The 19865-nt window shown below is 66.0% G+C and carries 18 protein-coding genes; 7 read left to right on the plus strand and 11 right to left on the minus strand.

Features of this window, described 5'->3' with window-relative positions; genetic code table 11:
* The first annotated feature begins 225 nt into the window (after window positions 1–225).
* From sigE to IWX75_RS04750, 3 genes are all read left to right on the plus strand, one after another.
* Window positions 226–873: an RNA polymerase sigma factor SigE gene (gene sigE, locus IWX75_RS04740; protein WP_196821094.1), complete on the plus strand. Its 648-nt coding sequence runs from the start codon at window positions 226–228 to the stop codon at window positions 871–873.
* Window positions 874–879: 6 nt separating this feature from the next.
* Window positions 880–1842 (plus strand): anti-sigma factor family protein, encoded by a 963-nt coding sequence (locus IWX75_RS04745; protein ID WP_196821095.1) that lies wholly within the window; start codon window positions 880–882, stop codon window positions 1840–1842.
* A 70-nt stretch (window positions 1843–1912) separates the two neighbouring features.
* Complete coding sequence (locus IWX75_RS04750; RefSeq protein ID WP_196821096.1) at window positions 1913–2323, plus strand: Sec-independent protein translocase TatB; 411 nt, start codon at window positions 1913–1915, stop codon at window positions 2321–2323.
* A gap of 114 nt (window positions 2324–2437) precedes the next feature.
* Here IWX75_RS04750 and IWX75_RS04755 read toward each other — a convergent pair whose 3' ends face one another.
* From IWX75_RS04755 to IWX75_RS04770, 4 genes are all read right to left on the minus strand, one after another.
* Window positions 2438–3910 carry a glutamyl-tRNA reductase gene (locus IWX75_RS04755; protein WP_196821097.1) on the minus strand — a complete coding sequence of 491 codons (1473 nt, stop codon included), beginning with the start codon at window positions 3908–3910 and terminating at the stop codon, window positions 2438–2440.
* 157 nt (window positions 3911–4067) lie between these two features.
* A complete protein-coding gene (locus IWX75_RS04760) occupies window positions 4068–5189 on the minus strand; it encodes an Mrp/NBP35 family ATP-binding protein (protein WP_334684106.1) in 1122 nt (373 codons plus the stop codon).
* Window positions 5186–5785 carry a DUF1003 domain-containing protein gene (locus IWX75_RS04765; RefSeq protein WP_196821098.1) on the minus strand — a complete coding sequence of 200 codons (600 nt, stop codon included), beginning with the start codon at window positions 5783–5785 and terminating at the stop codon, window positions 5186–5188. The genes IWX75_RS04760 and IWX75_RS04765 overlap by 4 nt, the downstream gene beginning before the upstream one ends.
* Window positions 5778–7061, minus strand: a complete 1284-nt coding sequence (locus tag IWX75_RS04770) for a magnesium transporter MgtE N-terminal domain-containing protein (protein WP_196821099.1) — start codon at window positions 7059–7061, stop codon at window positions 5778–5780. The genes IWX75_RS04765 and IWX75_RS04770 overlap by 8 nt, the downstream gene beginning before the upstream one ends.
* A gap of 132 nt (window positions 7062–7193) precedes the next feature.
* On the opposite strand from IWX75_RS04770, the gene IWX75_RS04775 reads away from it, so the two are divergent.
* Entirely contained in the window at window positions 7194–8069 is an 876-nt protein-coding gene (locus tag IWX75_RS04775) for a general stress protein (RefSeq protein WP_196821100.1), read from the plus strand.
* A 99-nt stretch (window positions 8070–8168) separates the two neighbouring features.
* Here the strand turns inward: IWX75_RS04775 and IWX75_RS04780 are convergent, their stop codons facing one another.
* Window positions 8169–9716 carry an aminopeptidase P family protein gene (locus IWX75_RS04780; RefSeq protein ID WP_334684147.1) on the minus strand — a complete coding sequence of 516 codons (1548 nt, stop codon included), beginning with the start codon at window positions 9714–9716 and terminating at the stop codon, window positions 8169–8171.
* Window positions 9717–9851: 135 nt separating this feature from the next.
* Here IWX75_RS04780 and IWX75_RS04785 point away from each other — a divergent pair, with 135 nt between their 5' ends.
* Window positions 9852–10706, plus strand: a complete 855-nt coding sequence (locus tag IWX75_RS04785) for a PHP domain-containing protein (protein ID WP_334684107.1) — start codon at window positions 9852–9854, stop codon at window positions 10704–10706.
* Window positions 10707–10890: 184 nt separating this feature from the next.
* Here the strand turns inward: IWX75_RS04785 and IWX75_RS04790 are convergent, their stop codons facing one another.
* From IWX75_RS04790 to IWX75_RS04800, 3 genes are all read right to left on the minus strand, one after another.
* A complete protein-coding gene (locus IWX75_RS04790; protein ID WP_196821102.1) occupies window positions 10891–11751 on the minus strand; it encodes a DNA-methyltransferase in 861 nt (286 codons plus the stop codon).
* A 6-nt stretch (window positions 11752–11757) separates the two neighbouring features.
* A complete protein-coding gene (locus tag IWX75_RS04795) occupies window positions 11758–13470 on the minus strand; it encodes a DEAD/DEAH box helicase (RefSeq protein WP_196821103.1) in 1713 nt (570 codons plus the stop codon).
* 232 nt (window positions 13471–13702) lie between these two features.
* A complete protein-coding gene (locus tag IWX75_RS04800) occupies window positions 13703–15256 on the minus strand; it encodes an RNB domain-containing ribonuclease (protein WP_334684108.1) in 1554 nt (517 codons plus the stop codon).
* Between the two features lie 126 nt (window positions 15257–15382).
* On the opposite strand from IWX75_RS04800, the gene IWX75_RS04805 reads away from it, so the two are divergent.
* Window positions 15383–16156: a ferritin-like fold-containing protein gene (locus tag IWX75_RS04805; RefSeq protein ID WP_196821104.1), complete on the plus strand. Its 774-nt coding sequence runs from the start codon at window positions 15383–15385 to the stop codon at window positions 16154–16156.
* Between the two features lie 36 nt (window positions 16157–16192).
* On the opposite strand, the gene IWX75_RS04810 is transcribed toward IWX75_RS04805, so the two are convergent.
* Both IWX75_RS04810 and IWX75_RS04815 read right to left on the minus strand, forming a co-directional pair.
* The gene (locus IWX75_RS04810) at window positions 16193–16417 is read right to left on the minus strand and encodes a DUF3107 domain-containing protein (protein ID WP_196821105.1); all 225 of its coding nucleotides are present in this window, start codon (window positions 16415–16417) and stop codon (window positions 16193–16195) included.
* Between the two features lie 49 nt (window positions 16418–16466).
* Window positions 16467–17087, minus strand: coding sequence for a TetR/AcrR family transcriptional regulator (locus tag IWX75_RS04815; protein WP_334684109.1), 621 nt, complete (start codon window positions 17085–17087; stop codon window positions 16467–16469).
* 106 nt (window positions 17088–17193) lie between these two features.
* Between IWX75_RS04815 and moeB the strand changes: the two genes are divergently transcribed.
* Window positions 17194–18387, plus strand: coding sequence for a molybdopterin-synthase adenylyltransferase MoeB (moeB, locus tag IWX75_RS04820; RefSeq protein WP_196821106.1), 1194 nt, complete (start codon window positions 17194–17196; stop codon window positions 18385–18387).
* 29 nt (window positions 18388–18416) lie between these two features.
* Here the strand turns inward: moeB and IWX75_RS04825 are convergent, their stop codons facing one another.
* Complete coding sequence (locus IWX75_RS04825; protein WP_196821107.1) at window positions 18417–19796, minus strand: glutamyl-tRNA reductase; 1380 nt, start codon at window positions 19794–19796, stop codon at window positions 18417–18419.
* Window positions 19797–19865 lie beyond the last annotated feature (69 nt).

Genomic DNA, 19865 nt, shown 5'->3' on the forward strand with positions numbered 1-19865 from the left:
AAATACCGGCGGAATCTGGTATCCCGGGCGCAAGCCCGCTGATAAGACTACTGGGTGGGCGGGTCCCCCGGATCTTTCCAGCTACTTCACAGCTTCCTGCGAAAGAATTTTTCCTCGGGACATCCGTGTCGAAGGCGGCCACGAATCCTTGGTAACCACATAAGTTGTTGGTCGCGGGCCGTTCGACGGCCCCGGCAGCCCAGGATTCCTGGCGAGAAGGGGAAGATGATGTCTACCGTGAACACGGCAGCAGCAACGACGGTCCCGGCACCCGATTCGGCATTGCCCGTCAGCGGCGAGGAGACTCCTTGGGTGGCGCCATCGTGGGAAGAAGTGGTGGTCGACTATTCACCGAAGGTGTACCGGCTTGCCTATCGGCTCACGGGCAACAAGTACGACGCCGAGGACCTCACCCAGGAAGTCTTCGTCCGTGTCTTCCGGTCACTGGCGAACTTCAGGCCCGGCACCCTCGACGGCTGGCTGCACCGCATCACCACCAACCTGTTCCTGGACCAGGCACGCCGGAAAACACGCATCCGCTTCGACGGCCTTACTGATGAAGCCGAAAGCCGTCTCCCGAGCAAACACCCCGGCCCCGAGCGGAGCTTCGAGTTCAACAACCTGGACATCGACGTGCAATCAGCGTTGGAAGAGCTCCCCCCGGATTTCCGGGCCGCTGTTGTCCTGTGCGATCTCGAGGGTCTCGCCTATGACGAGGTGGCCCGGGTTCTTGACGTCAAACTCGGGACCGTAAGGTCGCGAATCCACCGCGGCAGGACCATGTTGCGGGAAAAGCTTGCCCATCGGGATCCACGTAAGCCCAGCAGCAATGGAGCGGCTCTTTCGATGCCGCGAGTGGCAGGTGTGGGCTAGGCCGCGATGCGTCACCCCAAGCGATTCCTGCAGGACTTTGCTGATGAGGAGCTCGAGCCGAGGAAGCGGGCCGCTGTTGCTGAACACCTTCTTCGCTGCTCCCACTGTGCCCGGCTGATCGACGAGCACCGACGGCTCCGTGTTCTTCTTGCCCGCACCGATGCCCCGGAGCTTCCCGTGGATCTTTCCGGCCGCATATTCGACAGGACAAGCAGTTCCTCCAGCGGGTCATCGGCCGCGGGTGCGTCGGCCACCGAACTGCCCCGCGGGGCGCGGAGGACAGTGCCCTCGGCCCGCCGGACCCCATTGGTGGCAGTCGGCGGCCTCGCGGCTGCGTCCGCAGCAATACTCGCGGGTGCCTATGTGGTGGGGGTGGAGGGCGGCGGGGTGCCCGTGGCGGGAGCGGATGCGGCGAGTGCCCTCCGAACCGGTTGGGAATCGGTCGCGCCGGAAACACCCGCTGTCCTTGGCGCCGTGCAGCTGGATCGACTGAGGGAGAACGGGTGGTACTGCCCCGAACTTGAAGCGATGGGATTCGCGCTCAGGAGTGCCGAGGGAAGAACCGTGGGTGGGCGCCCTACGCTGGAGCTGGTGTTGAGCAACGGCACGGACCTGATCACCGTCTATGAACAACGCCGCATGGATTCTGCAGGGGATCCGGACACGCCGCCGGTCAACGCGGTGACCGGCAATCCGGTGACGGTGGACGGGTTCGAGCACATCGGTGGAACCGAGCGGGATATGTGGGTCCATCCGGGGGAGCCGTGGCAGGTGGTGCTCGATTCACCGTCCGTGACCTACACGGTGGTCTCGACCATGGCGGCAGCGGCGATGCCGCAGACTCTGAATCAACTCGTTGCAACGGAGCATGCACAGTTGGCGCCCCCGCCCCACGGCCCTGACAATTCAACGATGACTCGAATCCTCCGTGGATTGAGCGTTCTGGCCGACCCTGGTCAAGCGCAGTAGGAACCGCGGAGGCGGTCCTGGCTTTCGCCGGAAATAGCCGGGCGCTTGGGGTGAAAGGTAGGCTGTCCCCGTGGTGGGAATCAACGGTATCGAGTTTGTTGTCCTGGCGATCCTTGCGGTTTTCATCCTTGGACCCGAGCGCCTTCCGGAGTATGCCTCCCAGCTCGCCCGGCTCGTCAAGGGGCTCCGCCGCATGGCCTCCGGCGCGCGGGAGCAGCTCCGCGAGGAGGTAGGCCCGGAACTTGATGAAGTGGATTGGCGGAAGCTCGATCCGCGCCAGTATGATCCGCGGCGCATCATCAAGGAAGCCCTTCTCGAGGACGTCGAGGATGTCTTCAAGCCGGTGAGCAGTGGGGCTCCGGTTGCCGGAGCACCTTCCCCCCGGACCGGCGCTGCTGCCCTCTCGCTGACCTCTGCAGGCGCGGTCTCCGCGCGGCTCGCCGTGGGGCAGCGGGCGCCCTACGACGTCGAGGCGACCTAGCGGCACGACCTTCTGGGCTACGGGCCACGCAGCGAACTGCAAGCGAATCATCGATTCTTTCAGTGCTGGCCCGCTTGCCCGCTGGGTGCTCCAGGTCGAGGAAGTTCCTGCTACTCAGGCCATGCTGTTCGCGCCAGGAGCCGGAACCGTGCACAGCCTCGGGCATACGCCGGATGCACTCGTACCGGCGCGGCTGCAAGCTCCCCGTACCGGCCCGCACGCCCGTGGGACGACCGGTTCCAGTTCGGGGTGGGGCTCGTGGCCGCTCTCCCCATCGCTGCCAGGAAGAAGGCGGATTCCGAACAGGGTTTCAAGGGCCGCGGTGTATTCGTCCTGGCGCCCCGCCGTCGCCAGTTGCCGGGCGCGGACGGTCGGGACATGGAGCAGCTGCCGGATCATCCTTCGCAGCGCGGCATTCACTTCCTCGGTTGAGGCCGTACAGCCGTGCTGTTGGGTGACCCGCTCCATTTCGGTGTCGAGAATCTCGTGGATGTGCTGGCGCAGCGCGACGATGGCGGCGTCGACGACGCGGATTCTTTCCTGCTCCGCGAAACGGTGCGCTGCCCGCCGGACAAGGGTCTGGGCGAGGCACAGTGTCTCCGCGTCCGCTTTTGGGGCAGCGCGACGCACCGACTCCAGGGTGATGAGTTCGATGCCGGGTAGTTCCTCGACGGAGGAGTCGAAATCACGGCTGGGCACGAGATCAATGACGGTGAGGGGATGGTGCCCTTTCCGTTCGGCAGGCATGATCTCCGATGCACTGACACGGGCTCCAGCGCCGCTGCAGCCGATCAGGAGGTCCGCCCCGGCGGCAGCTGCCGGCAGGTCTTCCAGGGCCGCCACGGTTCCCTGCCGGGCCGTGGCGAACGCCTGTGCCCGGCCCGACCGGGAGAAAACCAGGACATTCGAACATCCCCTGCTCTTGAGGATGTCCAGGACGCACCCGGCGTAGGCTCCCGTGCCGAAGAGAATGACTGATGCGCCCGATAGGGACGATGAATTGCCTCCAGCGGTGGCGAGATCGAGGGCTACAGCGGCAATCGACCTACCGGCAGCGCTGAGCGTCGTGCGCATTCCCACCTCCTTGGCAGTGCGGGAGGCACCCTCGAAGAGGCGGATCAGGCGTCCGCTGGCAGTGCCCGCCCGCTGCGCTTCGGAAAGAGCGCGGCGAACCTGACCTGCGATCTCCCGCTCACCCGTGACGATCGACTCGAGGCCGGTCCCGACGGAGAAGAGATGTTCCGCGACGGACGGTCCATCGATGTGCTCGAAGAGTGTGGTCAGTTGGAGGAGGGGCACGCCGGAGCAGTGGCTGACAGCTTCGAGTGCGGCGGCGCGGACAGCGTCGACATCCCAGGTGGGTCCGATCTCACAGTAGATCTCGAAGCGGTTGCACGTGGACAGGACCACCGATCCTGCAACGGCAGGACTGTTTGCGGTGAGATGCGGAGCTATCCGGGAGGCAACGACGGAGAGTCGAGCTGCGGATTCGAGGTCCAGCTCCCGGTATCGCGCGACGAGCACCAGCAATACCGGGTCCTCCGCCTGGTGGGTATCGGGTTCCGTCACACGCAGTAGTTGAGACAATTTCGATTCCCCCAGTGGGCGTATCGTCGAGTTCGAGCCGCAACCTTTGCGTCTACGGTCAAGAGTTCTACAGACACCTTCGGGAATCCTTGGGCCGGACCGTGCTCCTGGTGATGGTGTGCAACGTCCGACCGGAGGTTTCCCTGAAGTTTCGGTGCTACCGCACCGAAACGGGCAGTTTCTTCCCATCGAGCCCGCGTGGTCGCCGGGCGAGTCCGCGCGCGATCGAGCGAAGTTCCTCAGCAGCTGCGGACGTGGAATCGCTGAGGACCAGGGGAGTTCCCGCGTCGCCGCCCTGCCGCAATGCGACGTCCACCGGAACGCTTCCCAGGAGAGGGATGGAGGTGCCGAGGGTGTGCGTCAGGCGCTCGGCCAGTATCTGACCACCGCCCGCGCCGAACAGCTCGAGCCGTTCCCCGTCGGGGAGCTCCAGCCAGGACATGTTCTCGACAACGCCTACCACCCGCTGGCCCGTCTGCACCGCCATGGCGCCCGCCCGCTCGGCGACGTCGGCGGCTGCGCTCTGCGGAGTGGTGACCACCAGGAGTTCGGAATCAGGGAGGAGTTGGGCCACGGAGATCGCGATATCCCCGGTGCCGGGCGGAAGGTCGAGGAACAGTGCGTCAAGATCGCCGAAATACACGTCCGTCAGGAACTGCTCGAGGGCACGGTGCAGCATCGGGCCCCGCCACGCGACGGGCTGATTCGTCTTGACGAACATTCCGATCGAGATAACCTTCACGCCGAAGGCGACGGGAGGGAGGATCATCTCGTCAACGCGCGTGGGAGCCTGGGTGATGCCCATCAGGGCGGGCACCGAGAAGCCGTACACATCGGCGTCCACTATGCCCACCCGCAGCCCCTCGGCTGCCATTGCTGTCGCCAGGTTCACTGTGACACTCGACTTGCCGACGCCACCCTTGCCACTGGCGACCGCGTAGATCCGGGTGAGGGAACCTTCCGCGGTGAAGGGGTTGCCGCGCTGCCCTGCACCACCGCGCAGCAGGTCCTTCAGCGCGTTCCGCTGCTGCTCGTTCATGACGCCAAGCTGCACCTCCACCACGCCGACGCCGTCGAGCGCTCCCACTGCATGCTCGACGTCGGCGGTGATGGTCTCCCGCAGGGGGCACCCCTGGATGGTGAGGAGGACGCCGACCTGGACCACACCGTTCGCCCCGACGACGATGGATTCCACCATGCCCAGCTCGGTGATCGGCCGCCGAAGCTCGGGGTCGATGACGGCGGCCAAGGCGGCGCGAACCCTCTCCTCAGGGATCACGGACCGGTGGTCCTTCCGCCCTGCTGGGCCCGTGGCAGGGAAGCCGTGTTCTCAGGTGCTTTCTTGCGGGTCTTCTTCTGCAGGGCCGGGTCCTGTCCGTCCGAAGCCTCGAGGAGCTCTTCGAGGACCGAGCGCAGTTCGGAGCGCACGTAGTCGCGGGTGGCCACCTCACGAATGGCGATGCGCAGCTCGGCGATCTCGCGTGTCAGGTACTCGGTGTCGGAGAGGTTCCGCTCGGCGCGATGGCGATCCTCCCGCATGGAGACGCGGTCGCGGTCGTCCTGCCGGTTCTGCGCGAGCAGCAGCAGGGGAGCAGCATAGGAGGCCTGCAGGGACAGCATGAGGGTCAGCGCGGTGAAGCCGAGCGCCGCGCTGTCGAACCGCAGGTTGTCCGGAGCGATGGTGTTCCACGTCAGCCAGACCACGACGAAAACCGTCATGTAGAAGAGGAACTGCGGGGTACCCATGAAACGGGCGATATTCTCCGTGCCGCTGCCGAAGCGGTCCGGATTCGGCCGCAGGCGCGGGAGGATGCGATTGCGCGCCTCACGCGGCGTATCGAGTCCACTTGAATTCGACCTGATCTTCTCAACCACGGCGGTCACCTCGCTTCAGTCCATGTGTGTCGTCCTGTGCCCGCCAGTCGTCCGGGAGCAGGTGGTCAAGGACGTCGTCCACGGTGACCGCACCCACCAGGCGGCCCTCGGTATTCACGACCGGCAGCGAGTTCAGGTTGTAGGTGGCGAGGATCCGGGACACCTCGCTCACGTTCGCCTGGTCACCCACGGCCTCGAGGTCCGTGTCGATGATATTTCCCAGGGGCTCGGGAGGAGGATACCTGAGCAGCTGCTGGATATGGACCACGCCCAGGTACTTCCCCGTGGGGGTCTCGAGCGGTGGGCGGCAGACGAAGATCGACGACGCAAGGGCCGGTGTCAGCTCCTCCCGCCGGACATGCGCCAGCGCTTCGGCAACGGTCGCCTCGGGGGGAAGGATGACGGGAACCGTCGTCATCAGTGAGCCGGCGGTATCCTCCTCGTACTCGAGCAGGCGGCGGACGTCCTCGGCGTCGTCGGGCTCCATCAGCTGCAGGAGCTCCTCCTTCTGATCCTCGGGCAGCTCATTGAGGAGGTCCGCGGCGTCATCCGGGTCCATTTCTTCAAGGACATCGGCAGCACGCTCCCGCGAGAGGGAGGAGAGGATCTGGACCTGGTCGTCGTCGGGCAGTTCCTGCAGCACGTCAGCCAGGCGGTCGTCCTGCAGTTCGAGGGCCACCTCGATGCGGCGTTTGTCATTCATCTCGTGGAGGGCTTCGGCGAAGTCGGCTGCCTTGAGGTCCTCATGCTGCGCCACGAACTGGGTGGCGCCCTGCGGCTCATCCACCGCGCCGTGAAAGGCGTCCAGCCAGTCGATGATGAGGCGCTCGCCCCCGCGCCGCAGTCCGCGCAGCGCGGAGCTCTGTCCTCCGCGCCGGATGAACAGCTGCGAAACGTGCCAGTCGCCGGCCCGGTTCTTCTCCATGGCGATATCTTCGATGGTCGCGCTGCCGCTGCCGTCGCGGAGGGTGACGCGCCGGTCGAACAGTTCCGCGACGACGAGCGTCTCCGCGCCGCGCTGATCGAACCGGCGGAGGTTCACGAGGCCGGTGCAGATGATCTGCGATGGGTCCATGGAAGTGACGCGGGTCATGGGGACGAAGATCCGCTTCTTGCCTGGCACCTCCACCACGAGGCCCACCACCTGGGGGACGCGGGCCGGCCCGCGGTCGAGCACGACGACGTCGCGCAGCCGCCCCAGGCGGTCGCCCAAAGGGTCGAACACATCGAGGCCCAGAAGGCGCGCGACGAAGACGCGTGTTGGATTGGTACTCACCTGCCTAGGCTACTTCGGCAACTCGGCTATCGACGCATTCGTGGCCCGCCCTGTAACCGAACCCGCGGGTATTACGTTTCACTGCCAGCGATACACCACCCCGCCCTCGCTGATCTGGGGAACAATGGCACTATGCCGACACAACTGGGCCGCACGGCCTCCCGCGATGAAAGCCGAACCCTCCCCAAAGGCGAGGCGGTGGGGCGGTACACCGCCTACCTCGAGGCACAGAAGGCGGTCGACTACCTGGCCGACAACAAGTTCCCCGTCGAGAAGGTTTCGATCATCGGCAACGACCTGAAGACGGTGGAGCGGGTGACAGGTCGGCTCAGTTACCCGAGGGTTGCCCTGGCCAGCGCAGCCACCGGTGCCTGGTTCGGTTTCTTCGTCGGCCTCATCCTCACCCTTTTCGGCGGAAGTGAGGCGGTCAGCACCGTCGTTTCGTCGATGGCACTCGGTGCGGTGTTCTGGCTGCTCTTCGGTGTCATCACCTACGCATTCCAGCGGGGGAAGAGGGACTTCACCTCGACCAGCCAGGTGATCGCCACCAGCTATGACGTCATCGTCGACCCGGAGGTTTCCGCCGATGCCCGACGTCAGCTCCAGCAGCTGCCCATGAACGGGCAGAGTCAGCACCCGGGTTCCCCTTCAGCAGGGTGGGGCCAGCCGGGTGGTGCATCGAACGGCGGGCCACAGGGACCGCCGGCGCGACCGCAGGCCTGGAACGATCCCTCCGTTGGTCAGGGAAGCCAGGGCGCCCCGACGAGTGTTCAGGATGCTCCGGCGGGTGAGGCCCCGCAAACGGCGCCCGGAAACGGCGAGACCGCTGTTCCCGGCTACGAGGGGCCACGGCGGGGCCAGTTCCCCGACCTCCCGGACGGACGCCCGCAGTACGGCGAACGGCTCGACACTCCCGTGGACGTCGTGCCTGACCAGAGCGAGAGCCCCGCGCACGGCAACGGCTCGACGCAGGTTCCGGACTCCGGGACGCCACCGCATCCCCGGTAGGAGACCACTTTCCTCTCGAACGGGGTGTACCCGAATCAGCGAAAGACCCGGACCCCTTCCAAGGGGTCCGGGTCTTTCGCTGTCAAGGGTGATGCGTACCTATTGGCCGGTGGTGCTGTAGATCCCGGCCATCCAGGTTTCGACGTCGTCCGCCGCGCGGGGCAGCGCGGCGCTCAGGTTCACCGGGCCGTCCGCGGTCATCAGGATGTCATCCTCGATCCGCACCCCGATGCCCCGGTACTCTTCGGGAACGGCGAGGTCCTCTTCCTTGAAGTAGAGGCCCGGTTCGATGGTGAAGACCATGCCCTCGGTCAGAATGCCGTCGAGGTAGAGATCTCGGCGGGCCTGCGCGCAGTCGTGGACGTCCATTCCGAGGTGATGACTCGTGCCGTGCGGCATCCAGCGGCGGTGGTGCTGGCCCTCGGGCGAAAGCACCTCGTCGAGCGGTGCGGGAAGAAGTCCCCATTCCCCGAGGCGCTCGGCGAGCACGGTGACGGCTGCAAGGTGGACGTCCCGGAACTTCCGGCCCGGCTGGGCTGCGGCGAAGCCGGCGTCGGCGGCGTCGAGGACGGCTTCATAGATGCGCCGCTGGATCGGGGTGAAGGCCCCGTTCACCGGAAGGGTTCGTGTGATGTCGGCGGTGTAGAGGCTGTCGGCCTCGACGCCGGCATCGAGGAGCAGGAGGTCGCCGGCTGAGACCGTGCCGTTGTTGCGGATCCAGTGGAGCACCGTCGCATTGCTGCCGGAAGCCGCAATGGTGTCGTAGCCGAGGTCGTTTCCCTCCTCACGTGCACGCGTGAAGAACGCTCCCTCGACCACGCGCTCCCCGCGCGGGTGGGAGATTGCCCGGGGAAGCTGGCGTACCACCTCATGGAAGCCGTTGACCGTGGCCGCTACAGCGGCCTCGAGCTGTTTGACTTCCCATGAATCCTTCAGGAGGCGAAGTTCCGAGAGGACCTCCGCAAGGACGGCGTCAAGGGCATCGGCCTTCTCGAGGTCGACCCCGGTGTTCATCCGGGATGTATCGACGAGTGCATCGGCGTTCAGGTCGACTTCCCGCAGCAGCCGGATACCCATCCCACCGATCTCGCGCACGCCGGCATCCTTGGTGATCGCTACTTCCAGTTCAGCGAGATCCGCCGTCTCGAGGTCCAGCAGGGCATTCAGTTGCGCCCTGGAAAGGCGGGACCCGATCCAGAACTCGCCATAGCGCGCGTTCGCGTAGAACTCGGCGCTGTCCCTGCCGGCGAGTTCACGGAAGTAGAGCGTGGCGGTGTGGTTCCCGCCGTCGTCGCCGGTTCCCTTCTCCACGGGCTCCAGGACCAGGACGGCGTCGGGCTCATGGTCGAGCCCGAGACCCGTCAGGTGCGCGAAGCCGGAGTGGGGCCGGAAGCGGTAGTCGGTGTCGTTCGAGCGGACCTTGAACGGACCGGCCGGGATGACCAGGCGCTCGCCGGGGAACCGTTCGGACACAACCCTGCGCCGTTGCGCGGCGAAGGAAGCAACTTCAGCCTTCGCCGGCAACCCGGCATCCTCGGGGGCCCAGTTGCTGGCCATGAAGGCCTTGAAAGCATCGGAATCCGGACGCTGGGACCGGTTCTCATTGCGGTCGGACAGGGGCTGGCCACCGATGGTGGCCGGAGAAATCCCGGATTCGGGAAGGGACGCGGAGATCAGATCATCAGTACTCACGTGTTTATCGTCTCACCGGCATTCCGGACAGCCAAACATCAGCTCGAGGTGAGAATCTGGGCGGACGGCGCGGGGCGTAGATTTGGTGGAGTGAGAATCGACATGCACGCGCACTCGAACGTATCCGACGGCACAGAGACCCCGGAGGTGCTCGTCGAGTCCGCTGCGGCCGCGGGGCTCGACGCCGTTGCGCTCACTGACCACGATTCGACGGCGGGCTGGGAGAGGGCGGAACACGCCGCGACCCGGCTCGGAGTGGTCTTCATCCCCGGCATGGAGGTTTCGTGCCGAACCGATGCGGGCATCAGCGTTCATGTCCTGTCCTACCTCCATGATCCGGCCCACCCGGGGCTGCTCGAGGAGATCGAGAAGTCGCGGAGCGCGAGGTTGTCGCGCGCGCAGCGCATGGTGGAGTTGATGTCGGACGACTTCCCCATCTCCTGGCCCCTGGTTCAGCAGTTCGTCACCGAGGGTGCAACTGTCGGTCGGCCGCACATCGCCGATGCACTGGTAGCTCTGGGAATCGTCGGAACGCGCAGCGAGGCTTTCGAACGGATCCTCACGGCCCGTTCTCCCTATTGGGTGAGCCATTACGCGCCGCATCCGGCAGCCGCCGTCGCGCTGATCCGCGAGGCCGGTGGAGTGCCTGTGTTCGCGCACCCTTCGGCATTCAACCGTGGACGCGTGGTCGGGGGTGCGGTCATCAACGAGATGATCGACGCCGGTCTCCTGGGGTTGGAGGTCGACCACCGCGACAATCCCGAGCAGGCGCGGGAGGAACTCCGCCGGCTGGCACACGAGCACGACCTCCTCGTCACGGGATCCAGCGATTACCACGGAAGCGGTAAACCGAACCTCCTGGGGGAGAACGTGACCTCGCAGGAGACTCTGGAGCGCATTCTGCAGTCGGCGACGGGAACCCCGGTCCGAGGCGCCCTATCCTGATCCGGAGGTGGTCGCCGCGGGCAGACTCACGGCGCAGGTCGAGGCGATCGCGTTCGACGGCGGTCCAGGGATCGCCAAGATTCGGGCATCCTCGATTCCGGAGCCCCGCGTTGGAGGCCTGACCGGTGTCAGTGACGATTCGTTCTTCCAGCCGGACGACGCTTCCGGGCGGTGGCGTCCGGGCTCACACTCGCACGTCGCAGAAGGGGGCAAGGCGCTTCGACATGACGTCGATTGCCTGAGGGTTCTCGTCCACGCACACGAACCTTCGCCCAAGTTTCCCGGCCACCGCTCCCAGCGTTCCGGATCCGGCGAAGAAGTCGAGGACCCAGTCGCCCTCGCGGCTGCTGGCGGCGACGGCCCGCCGGAGCAGGCCCTCCGGCTTCTGCGTGGGATAGCCGGTTTTTTCCTTCCCGGTCGGTGACACGATGGTGTGCCACCAGACGTCGGTAGGCAGTTTCCCTAGTGCAACCTTCTCGGGAGTGACAAGTCCCGGCGCCATATACGGCTCACGGTCCACCTCCGCGCTGTTGAAGTAGTAGCGCGAGGGATTCTTGACATACACGAGGATGTTGTCGTGCTTGGCGGGCCACTTCCGCTTGGATCGGGCGCCGTAGTCGTACGCCCAGATGATCTCGTTGAGGAAGCATTCGCGGCCGAACAGGGCGTCGAGCATCACCTTGGCGTAGTGCACCTCGCGGTAGTCGAGGTGCAGGTACAGGGTGCCGTCGTCGGTGAGGAGACGCCATGCCTCGGTGAGCCGGGGGGCCAGGAAATCCCAGTAGTCCTCGAAGGCGTCGTCGTAGCTGGCCAGCATGCCCTTGACCGTCGAGTAGCTCATCCCCTTGAAGCCGACACGATCACCTGCTCCGACGGCGCTGCGCACCATGGTGGTCTGCTGCCGGCGTTGGACCCGCCCCGTGTTGAAGGGCGGGTCCACATAGATCATGGTGAACGATTCATCCGGCAGGGTGGCCAGGTACTGGGCGTTCTCCGCGTGGACCACGAGATTGGCGCCACTCGGGGTCCAGGCAGGAAAACTCACGGAATCCTAGTCCTCGGAGCCACCGGCAGGCTTCGCAATGACCTCGCCGTTCCGGCGTCGCGTGCGGCTCCGGCGCGGGCGGTCCGAAGCCGGGGTCCCGGCTCCGGCGTCAGCGGACGAGTCAGTGGCCGGACGGCGACGGCGGCTGGGGGCGCTGTCGGACTGGCTGGAGCTCTCACGCGTTCCGGTGTCCGGGCCGGTGCTGCCTGCGGCTGGCCTGTCAGACCGGCCGCCACGGCTGCTCCGCCCTCCGCCCGAGGGGCCGGCCTGGCTCCGTCCACCGGCATTGCGGCCCCGTCCGGCGTCGTCCGACCCGCTGCGGCCCTTCTTGCCTGTCTCGCCGAGGTCCTCAAGGGTTTCCGCGCCGATCCCCGCGAGTTTACGGGCGTTGCGGGGGAGGCGGCCCTTGGTGCCTTCGGGGATGTCGAGTTCCGTGAACAGGTGGGGCGACGAGGAGTACGTCTCCACCGGCTCGGGGGAATCGAGGCCGAGGGCCTTGTTGATGAGGCCCCAACGCGGTACGTCGTCCCAGTCCACGAACGTGACGGCAGTACCCTTCTTGCCGGCGCGCCCGGTGCGGCCCACACGGTGCAGGTAGGCTTTTTCGTCCTCGGGGCACTGATAGTTGATGACGTGGGTGATGTCCTCGACGTCGATGCCGCGCGCGGCGACCTCCGTCGCTACGAGGACGTCGATCTTGTCGCCGCGGAAGGCACGCAGCGCCTGCTCGCGGGCGCCCTGGCCGAGGTCGCCGTGAATTGCTCCAGCCGCGAAACCCCGGTCGATCAGCTCCTCGGACAGCTTCGCGGCGGTGCGCTTGGTCTTGCAGAAGATGATGGTGCGGCCGCGGTTCCTCGACTGCAGGATCCGCGCGACGACCTCCGCTTTGTCGAGGTTGTGGGCGCGGTAGATCACCTGGCGGATGTCTTTCTTGGTGATGCCCTCGTCCTCGGGATCCGCTGCCCGGATGTGCGTGGGCTGCGTCATGTAGCGCCGCGCCATGGCAATGACCGGACCGGGCATGGTGGCGGAGAACAGCAGCGTCTGGCGAACCGGAGGTGTCGCTGCGATCAGGGTCTCGACGTCAGGGAGGAACCCGAGGTCCAGCATCTCGTCAGCCTCGTCGAGGACCACGATCTTGACGTTCTTGAGCACGAGGAGCTTCTGGCGGTACAGGTCGATGAGGCGACCGGGCGTGCCGACCACGATCTCGACGCCGCGCTGCAGGGCTTCGATCTGCGGCTCGTAGGCCCGGCCGCCGTAGATGGTGACGATCCGCGCGTTGCGCTTCTTGGCCGCCGTCGTGAGGTCGCCGGCCACCTGGACGGCGAGCTCGCGGGTCGGGACGATCACGAGGGCCTGGGGGGCGCCGGGTACGGGCAGCTTGTCATACCCCGAGTCGTCGGGGCCGACCACACGCTGGATGGCGGGGATGCCGAACCCAAGGGTCTTGCCGGTGCCGGTCTTCGCCTGGCCGATGATGTCGTGACCGCCGAGGGCGATCGACAGCGTCATGGCCTGGATAGGGAAAGGGTGGATGATCCCGGCGTCGGCCAGGGACTCGACGATGTCGGGCCGAACCTTGAAGTCGGCGAACGTCTCGGGAACCTCGGCGTGGGGCTCCTCGGTGGTGACGAGGGTCGTCTCGACGTCGATGGCGTCGTCGCTGTTGTCCGCCTTCAGGTGGTGCAGGTCTGCAGTCGTATTCTCAGTGTTCAATTAAGTACCGTTCAGTTAGGCAAGGCTGCCGCCGAGGCTCAACGGGTGGCCGGGGAGAAATCCGGCTCGGAGCACATCGGAGGCGCAAAGCGTCCAGTGGAAGCCGATCGCGGGCTTGCAACTGCGGAGGCTGGAACCTAGGAGTTCAGCGCGGAAAACTCGGGATCGAGTAAGTACTGCGGGTCATCGGGACTGTCGATAACGACCGGGCATCCATTACTACCACTCAAGTCTACCCCGCTGCGCCCGGGGTTCCGGCATTCGCCGGACTGGAGTGGCGGGAGGCGGAATCGACGGTGTGAGGTACCTCGAAGCGCACCCTGCGGTGTTCGATGTCGGCCTCCACGAGCGTGACCCTCACGGTTGAGCCAACGACAAGTTCGCCGTCGCACTGGGCTTCGACCGGCGGATCGAAGAGCTGCACTGTTCCCGACGGACGCTGCGGGGGTTCGGAGCCGTTGCTCCGGGAGGAACCCTGAAGGACGACAGCCTCGAATTCTTCACCCACGCGGCTGCTCAACAGGGCGGCCTGAACCGCCTCCAGGGCGCCGGACTCCATCCGGGACGCTAGCTGGTTCGATGCGTTCATCAAGCCGTTCAGCGTGGGCAATGCATCCCGAACCCACTGCGGTACTGCCTCGCCGGCACAGAGCGCCTCGCAGATGACCAGGACGAAGCGGTCGACCAGCCTGCGCAGCGGCGCCGTTGTGTGGGCATACGGCGCGGCGATGGCGGACTGCTCGACGTCGTCGGGAACCTCGCCGTCGAACGCCGTGTATCCCGCACCGCGGAACAGGAACGCGGCCGCGTGCATCAGGGCGAGCTGGCGGGGCGACGCGGTGTCGAGCGTCCGAAGGAAGGCACCGTAGGAAAGGTCATCCGGCCACGGTGTCCCCAACACCTCTGCCTGGCGGCGGAATTTGGCGAGCGCGCCCTCATCGGGACCCGGCATGGTCCGCAGGATGCCGATTCCTCCATCGATCATCATCCGGCCGGCGGCCATGCCGGTCATCAGCGAGATCTGGGCATTCCAGTCCTCGGAGGGGAGCGACGGCTCGGTCTGGATGAGGTACTGCCTGCCGTCATGGAAAATCTCCTGGCGCGGCAGGTCGAGACTCGATCCTCCGCGCAGCACCTCCTGCTGGACGCGTTTGGCCCCCACCTCGCGCAGCAGGCGAAGGCTTCCGTTCAGCCAGGGAAGGTCGGGTGGCTGTGTCTCATCGAGGATTTCCTCGACCTGCTGGTAGGTGAGCTGGATCCTGCTGCGTATCCTGGCGCGCCGCACGGTGACCACGCTCACCGAAGCGTCGGGCGTGAGAGCGAATTCCCAGACGTATGCCGGGCGTTCGACGCCCGGGAGGAGGCTCGCGGCGGCGTCGGAAATGGACTCGGGATAGAGGGACACCCGGCCGTCGGGAGCGTAGATGGTCTGGCCCCTGCGACGTGCTTCGGAGTCCACTGCGCCACCCGGCTCGACGAAGCCGGGAACATCGGCGATTGCGTACCATACGCGGTACCCGGATCCAGAGCGCTCCAGGCAGATGGCCTGGTCGAGATCCGTGGAATCCGGCGGGTCGATCGTGAGGAAGTCGAGATGTGTGAGGTTCTCCTGCGGAGGAACATGCGCTGAGATCGACTGCTCGGCTTCGGTGAGGACAGCCGCCGAGAAGGTTTCGACGAGATCAAGTTCCTGCCGGAGCGCATGCAGGGCCGCTGCGAGCAGATCCTGTGACTCCCGGTTCCTGGCATCCAGCTGCTTCGACGGCACAAGCTCACCGTAGTACACGCGGCCCTCCTCCGGATGATCCTGGAAAAGCCCCTACCTGCGGTGCATGCCCAAGGACTGGGTATAGGACCGCAGGGCGCCGCAGCGCAAGTTGCCGACCGCCCTGCATTGCGTACTCTTAGCAGAATGGAAAACCGCCTACCTGACAGCGTCCCGCCGAGGAACGAGCATCTGCACCGGGAGTTGGATTCCGCAGGAGAAGCCCCCGAGGTCGGCGGAAGCGACCCGCTCCCGGTTTCCCCGGGCCACAGCGATCCACGGTATCTGCGCTTCATCGTGGACCTGTTCGGTGTCATCGCCTACGGCGAGCTGTCCGGGTTCGAGCGGCTTTCCTCCGACGCGCGGTTCTCGCCGAGCCTGGCGGACCGGGCAGGGCTCGGGCGGCTCGCGGTCCTCGAATTCGAACACTTCGAAATGGTCAGCAGCCATCTTTCCGGGTTGGGCGTCGACGTCGAGGAAGCGATGGCGCCGTTCCAGGCGTCCGTGGATTCGTTCCATGAGCGCACCCGCCCGGGGGACTGGTACGAATCGCTGATGAAGGCCTATGTGATCGATGCCATCTCGGGCGACTTCTATCGGGCGCTGGCCGACCGGCTGGACCCGGACACGCGGTCCCTGATCGGCAGTATCGAGTCCGGGGAAGGGTCTCCCCTGCTGTACCGGCGGCTGAAGGAAGCACTCGCGGACGACCCCCGGCTGGCCTCGCGCCTGGCACTGTGGGGGAGGCGGCTCGTGGGGGAGGCCCTGACCCAGGCACAGCGCATCGGCATCGAACGGGAGTTCCTTGGAGGCCTGCTGTTCGCCGACGCGTCGGACCACGCGGAGCATACGACGGCGTTGTTCTCGCAGCTCACACGCAACCACTCACGGCGGATGGGGGCGCTCGGCCTCACCGCATAGGCGAAAGTGCCGGCGCTCCCATCCCGCCCGCTGGACCTAGAGAGCCCCGAAACCGACCCGGCGCTGTTCCTCGGCACCGATTTCCACGTAGCCGAGGACCGACGCCGGCACGATGACCTGCCGTCCCTTGCTGTCTGTGAGCCGTAGTTCGGCGCCCCCCGTAATGGCCTTCGACACGACCTCGGCGAGTGCCTCCGCCGTTTCCGAGGATTCCAGAACGATCTCCCGGTTGACGTTCTGGATACCGATTTTTACTTCCACGGCGGGTGCCTCCTGTGTAGTGAACCTATGAACCTCTTGGAAACCTACTCTAGATTTCTTTGGGGAAACGACTAATTCCGCGCCAAGCTAAACGGTAGATAAGTTCGCTGGCGGAGTCGATGTCGAGGCTGCCGTCCGTCTCGAGCCAGTAGCGAGCGCTGACCTGCGCCATCCCTGCGAGGCCCCGCCCGAGCAGAGTGGCCTCGACCAGGGACAGCTGGGTATCTTCGGCGATGATTCCGGCAATCGAGTTGGCGAAATGGGCGTTGAACTCCTCGAGCCTGCCGCTGACGTCGGGGTCGTTGCTGACATCCGATTCGAAGACGAGGCGGTGCGCCTGGCTGTCCTGCGCGATGAACTGGAAGTAGGCGCGCATCGTCGCGTGCACACGCAGTTTGTTGTCCTCGGTGGAGCGCATCGCGTCGACGAGCAGGGCAGTCAGTGCCGCGAGGTGGCTTTCAAGAAGTGCCAGGTAGAGTTCGCGTTTGCCGGGAAAATGCTGGTACAGAACGGGTTTGCTGACCTTGGCTGCCTCGGCGATGTCGTCCATGGCCGCTCCGTGATAGCCATGCACCACGAACACCTCGTGTGCTGCGTTCAGCAACTGGCGCCGGCGTTCGTCCCTGGGGAGCCGGAGTGCCTTGCCTCCCGGTGCTGCTTCTGCGCCCACGTGCCGCACCCTTTGCTCGCAGTAGTTGTCCGCCCCAGTTTACCCATCAGGCAGCGACAGCCACGTCCGGGTGGGCCGAAAGTTGTCCGGAGGAATAGATTGGGGCATGAGCGTTTTCAGCCCTTCCGAGCGAACCCCCGCGCTGCCCCCGCTGGCCGAGCCGGCTGGTGAGCTCAGCCGCGAGGAGGCGCTCCGCTATTCCCGCCACCTCATCATTCCCGAATTCGGGATGACGGCCCAGAAGCGCCTCAAGAACGCCCGGGTGCTCGTGATCGGGGCGGGCGGACTCGGCTCGCCGGTGCTGCTGTACCTGGCGGCAGCCGGAGTGGGGACACTAGGGATCGTCGACGACGACGTCGTCGAGGTGTCGAACCTGCAGCGCCAGGTGATCCATGGGGTCGGCAACCTCGGTGAGGAGAAGGCGGCATCTGCGCGGCAGAGCATCGCGGAGGTCAATCCGCTCGTGCAGGTGCACCTTTTTCCGGTCCGCCTTAACGCGGACAACGCGCTGGACATCTTCGCCGACTATGACCTCGTGGTGGATGGCACCGACAATTTCGCTACCCGCTACCTCGTCAACGACGCCGCCGCCATCCTCGGCATGCCCTACGTCTGGGGGTCGATCCTGCGCTTCGACGGCCAGGTGAGCGTGTTCTGGGAGAAGTATGGGCCGGGCTACCGCGACCTGTACCCGGAAGCCCCGCCTCCCGGGTCGGTACCCTCGTGCGCCGAAGGAGGGGTGCTGGGCGTGCTGTGCGCGCAGATCGGGTCGGTGATGGCCAACGAGGCCATCAAGCTCATCACGGGGATCGGGCGGACGCTGCTGGGCCGGGTGCTGGTGTTCAACGCACTCGAGATGACCTGGCGCGAGGTTCGGGTGCGGAGGGACTCGGAGGCGCTGCCCATCACCGAACTGGTGGACTATGAAGCCTTCTGCGGGCTGCCCGCTGCAGGCGGAACAGCAGAGGCGGTCCCGACCGTCACGGTGGCCGAACTCTCCGGGCTGCTCAGGCAGCGCGCAGCCGGGGAAGCAGACTTCGACCTGCTCGACGTGCGGGAGCCGGGTGAGCACGACGTGGTGAGGATCGATGGTGCGGAGCTGGTCCCCAAGGATCGCATCCTCGGAGGCGAGTATCTTCCGGCGGACGACCGCCCGGTGTATGTGCACTGCAAGGCCGGCAGCCGGTCAGCCGATGTGGTCCGATACCTAACAGAGCAGGGCTACGAGCAGGCGTTCTCGGTGGAGGGCGGCATCCTGGAGTGGGTTCGTCGGATCGAACCGCACAAGCCCGTGTATTGAGCCGGCTGGGATGAGCGGTGGGCCGGTGCTTACGCCGACTCCACGGCAGGCAGCTCGTGGACGGGGCAGCGGGCGGCGTTCCGTTCGGGAGCGTCCGATGCGGTGGCGGCGTTGTCGGCGCCTGCTCCGGCGGCCCGCGCCGTCGTGCTGGCCGAAGGTGCTACGTCGATCCCGTACAGTGCCTCCAGCGCAGCCAGGTAATCGTCCTGGCGGCCCTCGGCTGCAAGCTCACGTGCGCGGACAGTGGGAACGTGGAGCAACTGCCGCACCATGCGACGGAGAGCGAATTCCACCTCTTCGGCCGCTGCGCTGCAGCCGTGCTGCGCACGTACGCGTTCCATCTCCGAGTCCAGCGCTTCCTGGGTGTGCTTCCGGAGGGCGACGATGGCGGAGTTCATGGCACGGCTGTTCTGCTGCTCCTCGAAACTGCGTGCGGCGTCCTTCACCAGGCGTCCCGCCTGCTGGAGGGCATCAGCCTGCTCCTCGGGCGCGGCGAGCCGGACCGACTCGAGGGTGATGAGTTCGACGTCGTCCAGGTTCGCCACCGCGGGATCGAAGTCATGGCTCAGGGCGAGGTCGATGATGACGAGCGGCTGTGCTGAACCTTGCCGAACCCGTTCGAGGTCAGCCGCTTCGATCCTCGCGTCACTTCCGCTGCAGCCGATGACGACGTCGGCCTGACGAAGGGCGGCAGGCAGCTCCTCCGCCGTGAGCGCGGTGCCTCCCCGCGTCGAGACGAAGGTTTGCGCGCGGCCGGAGGAGGAGAAGACCGAGACTCGGCTGCACTTCTTCTCCTTCAGCAGCGCCATGGTGGCGCCGGCGTAGGCGCCGGTTCCGAAGAGGACCACTGACTTGGTGGTCCAGTCCGCGTCCCCGGACACGTCCCCCGCAAGCTCGAGGGCAACCGAGACGATCGAGCGGCCCTGGCTGCCGAGAACGGTCTGTGCGCCGACATCCTTCGCGGTGCGCGAAGCGGTCTGGAACAGACGGACCAGGCCGGGACTGGCAGCTCCGGTTGCCTGGGCGTCGATCAGGGCCCGACGAACCTGGCCGGCAATCTCCCGCTCACCCACGACGGCGGAGTCCAGGCCCGCGCTGACGGCGAAGAGGTGCTCCGCTACCGCTTCGCCGGTGTTGGTGACGAAGGAGGAGGACACCGAGGCGGCGGGAATGCCGGAGTAGTCACTGATGGTGGAGACAATGGCCGAACGGGCAGCTTCGATGTCAGCTTCGGAGGGGGCTTCGCTGTAGATTTCGAAGCGGTTGCAGGTGGCCAGGACGACGGCGCCTGATACTGCGCGTCCATCGGCGAGCACGGCCGAGGGGACCTGGGGCGCCCCGACGCTGAGCCGGGCAACGGTTTCCAGGTCTACATTCGAGTGCGTCGCAACAAGGGATAGTAGAACCACAACCCCTCAAGCATAACGAGGGGGCGTCCGCCGGCAGTAATAGGTTTGCCTTACCCGGAGCTTGCCTTC

The sequence above is a fragment of the Arthrobacter sp. CAN_A6 genome (genome assembly GCF_015751715.1).
Taxonomy (GTDB): Bacteria; Actinomycetota; Actinomycetes; order Actinomycetales; family Micrococcaceae; genus Arthrobacter_D.